General features: G+C 70.1%; 6 protein-coding genes. 1 reads left to right on the forward strand and 5 read right to left on the reverse strand.

The window, feature by feature from the left end; translation table 11 throughout:
• The 4 genes from N864_RS17790 to N864_RS26345 all read right to left on the reverse strand — a co-directional run.
• The coding region (locus N864_RS17790; protein ID WP_034720123.1) for an FAD-linked oxidase C-terminal domain-containing protein at positions 1 to 1,430 on the reverse strand (1,430 nt) is incomplete at its 3' end.
• 3 nt (positions 1,431 to 1,433) lie between these two features.
• The gene (gene aceB, locus N864_RS17795; RefSeq protein ID WP_476702743.1) at positions 1,434 to 3,032 is read right to left on the reverse strand and encodes a malate synthase A; all 1,599 of its coding nucleotides are present in this window, start codon (positions 3,030 to 3,032) and stop codon (positions 1,434 to 1,436) included.
• A 224-nt stretch (positions 3,033 to 3,256) separates the two neighbouring features.
• Positions 3,257 to 3,847 (reverse strand): putative GNAT family N-acetyltransferase, encoded by a 591-nt coding sequence (locus N864_RS17800; protein WP_034720126.1) that lies wholly within the window; start codon positions 3,845 to 3,847, stop codon positions 3,257 to 3,259.
• 140 nt (positions 3,848 to 3,987) lie between these two features.
• Entirely contained in the window at positions 3,988 to 4,674 is a 687-nt protein-coding gene (locus N864_RS26345) for a VOC family protein (protein WP_162164546.1), read from the reverse strand.
• A gap of 85 nt (positions 4,675 to 4,759) precedes the next feature.
• On the opposite strand from N864_RS26345, the gene N864_RS17810 reads away from it, so the two are divergent.
• Positions 4,760 to 5,101 (forward strand): DUF2200 domain-containing protein, encoded by a 342-nt coding sequence (locus N864_RS17810; protein WP_034720129.1) that lies wholly within the window; start codon positions 4,760 to 4,762, stop codon positions 5,099 to 5,101.
• Positions 5,102 to 5,157: 56 nt separating this feature from the next.
• On the opposite strand, the gene N864_RS17815 is transcribed toward N864_RS17810, so the two are convergent.
• Positions 5,158 to 6,288 (reverse strand): 5-methyltetrahydropteroyltriglutamate--homocysteine S-methyltransferase, encoded by a 1,131-nt coding sequence (locus N864_RS17815; protein ID WP_034720131.1) that lies wholly within the window; start codon positions 6,286 to 6,288, stop codon positions 5,158 to 5,160.
• Positions 6,289 to 6,379: the final 91 nt, after the last annotated feature.

Genomic DNA, 6,379 nt, shown 5'->3' on the forward strand with positions numbered 1-6,379 from the left:
ACGAGCGGGTGCGGGCCCTTGTGGCGGCCGGGCACCTCACCGCAGAGCCGTGGCGTGGGGAACACCTTGCCGGGATTGGAGATCGACGCCGGGTCGAAGGCGCAGCGCAGCAGCTGCATGGTGTCGAGGTCGTCGTCGCTGAACATCCGCGGCATGAACTTGGCCTTGTCGGAGCCGACCCCGTGCTCGCCGGTGATCGACCCGCCGTGCTGGATGCAGAGGTCGAGGATCGCGCCGGAGACCTCCTCCGCCCGCTCGGCCTCGCCCTCGTTGGCGTCGTCGAACAGGACCAGGGGGTGCAGGTTGCCGTCACCGGCGTGGAAGACGTTGGCGACCCGGACGCCGGCCTCGGTCGAGATCTCCGAGATCCGCCGGAGCACCTCCGGCAGGGACGTCCGGGGGATGACGCCGTCCTGGACGATGTAGTCGGGGCTGATCCGGCCGACCGCGGCGAAGGCGGACTTGCGGCCCTTCCAGAACAGGGCTCGCTCCACGTCGTCCTGGGCGATGCGGATCTCGAAGGCGCCGTTGGCCCGGCAGTGGTCCTCGATCTGGTCGAACTGGTGCGCGACCTCGGCCGCCGGCCCGTCGAGCTCGACGATGAGGACCGCGCCGGCTCCCTCGGGGTAGCCGCACTGCACGGCCGCCTCGGCGGCCTCGATCGCGAGCGCGTCCATCATCTCGATCGCGGCGGGGATGACGCCGGCGCCGATGACCGCCGAGACCGCGGCCCCCGCCTGGTCGGTGTCGGGGAACGCGGCCAGCAGGGTGCGCACGTCCTCCGGGCTGCGGGTCAGCCGGACCGTGACCTTCGTGACGATGCCGAGGGTGCCCTCGGAGCCGACGACGGCTCCGAGCAGGTCGTAGCCCGGCGCGTCCGGAGCCTTGCCGCCGATCTGGACGACCTCGCCGGCCGGCGTGACGAACTCGACGCCGGTGACGTGGTTGGCCGTGAAGCCGTACTTGAGGCAGTGGGCACCCCCCGAGTTCTCGGCGACGTTGCCCCCGATCGAGCAGACCTGCTGGCTGGACGGGTCGGGGGCGTAGTAGTAGCCGAACGGCAGGGTCTCCCGGCTCAGCTGGAGGTTGATGACGCCGGGCTCGACGACGGCCCGCTGGTTGTCACGGTCGATCTCGAGGACCCGGCGCATCTTGGCCATGACGATCAGCACGCCGTCGGCATGGGGCAGCGCCCCGCCGGACAGGCCGGTGCCCGAGCCGCGGGCGACGAAGGGGATGCCGTGGGTCGCGCAGGCCCGGACCGCGGTCGCGACCTGCGCGGTCGTCTCGGCGAGCACGACGAGGGCGGGCGTCACCTTGTAGTGCGCCAGGCCGTCGCACTCGTACGTGCGCAGCTCCTGGTGGTCGGTGATGACGGCCGCCGCGCCCAGCTCGCGGCGCAGCTCGTCCGCCAGGCCGAGCGCGTCCACGGCTCAGTCCATCCGCTCGTAGGCGGGCAGCGTGAGGAAGTCGGCGAAGTCGTCGGCGACCGCCACCTCGAGGAAGGTCGCCCGGGCCGCCTCGTAGTCACCGGGCTCGCCCGGCAGCTTGGCCAGCTCCTCCTCGACGAGCCGCTCGACGAGCTCGCGGGTCACCTTCTCGCCGGTGTCGAGCTCGACGTCGTTGTGCAGCCACTGCCACACCTGCGAGCGCGAGATCTCGGCGGTCGCGGCGTCCTCCATGAGGTTGAAGATCGCCACGGCGCCGGTGCCCTGCAGCCACGAGTGGAGGTACTGGATGCCGACACTGATGTTGTTGCGCAGCCCGGCCTCCGTCACCGTGCCGGGTGTGGCGCTGACGCTGAGCAGCTGCTCGGCGTCGACGTGCACGTCGTCCCGCTTCCGGTCGAGCTGGTTGGGGCGGTCGCCGAGCACCTTGGTGAAGGCCTCCTTGCACAGCTCGACCATCCCGGGGTGCGCGACCCAGGAGCCGTCGAAGCCGTCGGCGGCCTCACGCGTCTTGTCGTCGGTCACCTTCTGGAAGGCGGCCTCGTTGACCTCCGGGTCACGGCTCGGGATGAAGGCCGCCATGCCGCCGATCGCGTGGGCGCCCCGCTTGTGGCACGTGCTGACGAGCAGCTCGGTGTAGGCGCGCATGAAGGGCACCGTCATGGTGACCTGGTTGCGGTCGGGCAGGAGGAAGTCGCGGCCGCGGGTGCGGAACTTCTTGATGACGCTGAAGATGTAGTCCCAGCGGCCGGCGTTGAGCCCGGACGAGTGGTCGCGCAGCTCGTAGAGGATCTCCTCCATCTCGAACGCGGCGGGGTAGGTCTCGATCAGGCACGTCGCCCGGATCGTGCCCTGCGGGATCCCGAGTCGGTCCTGGGCATGGACGAAGACGTCGTTCCAGAGCCGCGCCTCGAGGTGGCTCTCCATCTTCGGCAGGTAGAAGTAGGGCCCCTTGCCGGCGTCGAGCTGGCGCTGGGCGCAGTGGAAGAAGTAGAGCCCGAAGTCGACGAGCGAGCCGGACATCCGCTCCCCGTCGACGAGGAGGTGCTTCTCCGGCAGGTGCCAGCCGCGGGGGCGCACGACGATGGTCGCCAGCTCCTCGGCGGAGCGCAGGGCGTAGCTCTTGCCCTCCTCGGAGGTGAAGTCGATCGTGCCGTCGAGGGCATCGCGGAGGTTGAGCTGGCCCTGGATGGCGTTGTCCCACGTGGGGGTCGAGGCGTCCTCGAAGTCGGCCAGCCACACCTTGGCTCCCGAGTTGAGCGCGTTGATCGTCATCTTGCGGTCGGTCGGCCCGGTGATCTCGACGCGCCGGTCGACGAGGCCGGGTGCCGGCTCGGCCACCTGCCAGTCGCTCTCCCGGATCTGCTTGGTCTCGGGGAGGAACTCGAGCTGGCGCCCGGAGACGAGCTGCTCGTACCGCTCGGCGCGGGCGCGCAACAGCTCCTGGCGCCGCGCGTCGAACCGCCGGTGGAGGTCGGCGAGGAACTCGAGCGCCTCGGGCGTCAGCACCTCGTCGAAGCGGTCCCGCATCGCGCCGGCGATCTCGACGCCGCCCTGCTGCACATCTTCGGTCACTGTCTTCACCCGTCCTTCGGTTGGGGCCTCGGTGGTTCCCAGTGTGCGGTCATTTCCGCATTGCGGAAAAGTTCTTTCTATCTTGCAGCGTAGTCAGGAGTTTCCGACGACGTCAACGGTTCGGTTCCCCCTGATCCTGCTCCTCAACTGGTCGCCAGCGGGGTTTAGCGGCACGCCTTTCTGGGCATGCGGCCGCCTGTTGGGCCGCCCGGCAGCCTCGCGAGCCGACCGGCTCAGGGACGGACGTCGCGGCGCATCACCCAGCGCCACTTGGCAATTCGTCGGTCCCGCTCGAAGCCGAGCTCCTCGAAGAGGCTCTCCGGACCGGTGTGGAAGTAGGCGCCCTGCTGCGGGCGGCGGTCCTCGACCTGCTCGGGGTAGGCCTCGACGACGCCGCCACCGGCGTCAGCGATCGCCTCCAGCGCACCGGTCACGGCCGCGCGCGCGACGCCGCTCCGGCGGTGGCCCTTGCCGGTGAAGATGCAGCCGATCCGCCAGTCGGGCAGCTCGCGCAGCTCCTTGTCGTACGCCGTCGGGTTCTTGATCCCTGGCAGCTCGGCCGGCGTGCCGTACTGGCACCAGCCCACGCACGCGTCGCCGTCGTAGACGAGGACCTGCCGCACGGTTCCCCGGCGCACGTGGGCCCGCTTGTTGTCTCGGTTGGCCTCAGCGCTCTGCTCGTTCAGCCCCTCCGGGTGGAAGCCCATGCACCAGCAGCCGCCCCAGACGCCGTTGTTCGCCTCGACGAGGGCGGCAAAGTCGTCCCACGTCTCGGTGGCGAGCGCGCGGGTCGTGTATGCCGCCTGCTTCTGTGGTGCCGCCATGTCCCCCATCGTGGCAACGATCGGCCCTGGTGTGAAGGCCCGCAACTGCCCGAGGCCCGTTCCGCTGGAAGGCCGCTGAGCGGCATACCGACGAATGGGTATGCCGCTCAGCCCTTTTCGTAGGGTCCGCTGGCTCCCGCTCAGCCGGCCGTCCGCGGCGGGCTGGCGATCATGATGAGGTTGCCGCACGTGTCATCGAGGATGGCCGTTGTCACCGGGCCCAGGTCCGTCGGCGGCTGCACGAAGACGACGCCGCGGTCGGTCAGTTCGGCGTGGGCCCGCTCCACGTCGTCCACCTGGAACGAGGTCGCCGGGATGCCGTCCTGCGCGAGCGCCTGCTGGTAGGCCCTGGCCGCCTCGTGCTCGTTCGGCTCGAGGAGCAGCTCGACCCCGTCGGGGTCGGACGGGCTGACGACCGTGAGCCAACGGAAGTCGCCGGCGGGCTGGTCGGTCTTGGGCTGGAAGCCCAGCTTGTCGGTGTAGAACGCCAGCGCCTTGGCCTGGTCGTCGACGAAGACACTCGTCACGGTGATCCGGAGCATGTCGGGCCTCGCTTTCGGTTCGGTTCTCCAGCGCTGGGCAAGCCGCTCCAGCGCCGCCGTCTGTCGGTAGTGCAGCTTCGTGCGGCCGGCACGCCGCGTCGCGATGAGACCCGCCTCCTCTAGCACCCGCAGGTGGTGCGAGACGCCCTGCCGGGTGATGGCGAGCCGGTGCTTGGTCATGAGCCGTGAGCAGACCTCGAAGAGCGGCTGGCCGTCCCGCTCGGTCAGCTCATCGAGGATCAGGCGCCTCGTCGGGTCCGCCAGCGCGGCGAACAGGTCCTCCACGAGCCCGACAATAGGCAAGCGGAAATTTGCATGTCAACGTCTGATCGCCCCCGGGACGGCAGAGCCGCGGGCTACCCTCACGAGGGTGAGCCGGATCTTCACGAGCAGCGTCGCCTCGGTGTACCCCCTCTATGTCACGAAGCTCGAGCGGAAGGGCCGGAGCCAGGCCGAGCTCGACGCGGTGATCGAGTGGCTGACCGGCTTCGACCGGGCCGCGCTGCAGGCACACCTCGATGCGGGGACGACCTTCGAGGACTTCTTCGCCGACGCCCAGCTCAACCCGCGAGCCTCGATGATCACCGGGTCCGTGTGTGGGGTGCGGGTCGAGGAGGTCGTGGACCCGTTGATGCAGAAGATCCGCTACCTCGACAAGCTCGTCGACGAGCTGGCCAAGGGCCGGCCGATGGAGAAGGTCCTGCGAGCCTGATCCGGCGGGGCGCCGCGCGCGCCCTACGTACAGGCGCTCGCTGTCGCGAGCGATCCTCAGCCCCAGACCTCCTGCGCGGTCTCGACGACGAGGCGCAGCTTGGCGATCTCCTCGTCGCGGGTCAGGGCGTTGCCCTCGACGGTCGAGGAGAAGCCGCACTGCGGCGAGAGGCACAGCTGCTCGAGGGGGACGTACCGGGCGGCCTCGTCGATGCGGCGTTTGAGGTCGTCCTTGCTCTCGAGGACCGACGACTTCGTCGTGACGAGCCCGAGGACGACGATCTTCCCCGGCGGGACGAAGCGCAGCGGCTCGAACCCGCCGGACCGCTCGTCGTCGTACTCGAGGAAGAAGCCGTCGACCTCGAGGCCACCGAAGAGGGCCTCGGCGACGAACTCGTAGCTGCCCTCCGCGGCCCACGAGGACTGGAAGTTGCCCCGGCACAGGTGGGTGGTGACCCGCAGGCTCTCCGGGCGGCCGGCGAGGGCGGCGTTGATGGTGCGGATGTACCGCTCGTGCTGGTGCTCGGGGTCGCCGCCCTGCTCGGCGACGAGCGCCCGCTGCCGCGGGTCGTTGAGGTAGGCGAGGCTGGTGTCGTCGAGCTGCAGGTAGCTGCAGCCGAGCTCGGCCAGGCCGCGGACCTCGGCGGCGTAGGCCGTGGACAGGTCGGTCCAGAACTCGTCGAGGTCGGGGTAGACCTCACGGGAGATGGCCGAACGGCCGCCGCGGTAGTGGACCATGCTCGGCGAGGGGATCGTCAGCTTCGGCGTCAGATCCGGGGCCAGCTCCCCGACCCGGCTCTGCAGATGTGTGAACGCGTCGCCGAAGATCGTGTGGTTCAGACCGATCCGCTTCGTGACGGCCATGGCCGGGGACTCGAAGTCGAGGTCGCCACCCGGGTTGTGGAAGTGGACCTGCAGCATCTGGTCGGTCCGCTCCACCCCGCCGAGCTGGTAGATGAAGTCCATGTGCCACGAGGCACGCCGGTGCTCCCCGTCCGTCGCGGTCTGCAGCCCCACGTCCCGCTGGAGCGCGATGACGTCGTCGATGCTGGCGTTCTCGGCCTCGGCGAGCGCGTCGGCGTCGATCTCGCCGGCGGCGAACCGGGCCCGCGCCTCGTGCAGTGCGGCCGGACGAAGGAGGCTGCCGACGTGGTCGGCCCGGAACGGTGGCGTCGTTCGTCTGCTCATACCTCCATTAGGACACATGACCCGCGACGCGGGCCGTCCGTCACCGCCCCAGCCGCCGCAGAAGCCCGCGGTATGCCGCTGAGCCGGCTCA

Origin of the sequence: Intrasporangium chromatireducens Q5-1, assembly GCF_000576575.1 — a bacterium.
Taxonomy (GTDB): Bacteria; Actinomycetota; Actinomycetes; order Actinomycetales; family Dermatophilaceae; genus Intrasporangium_A; species Intrasporangium_A chromatireducens.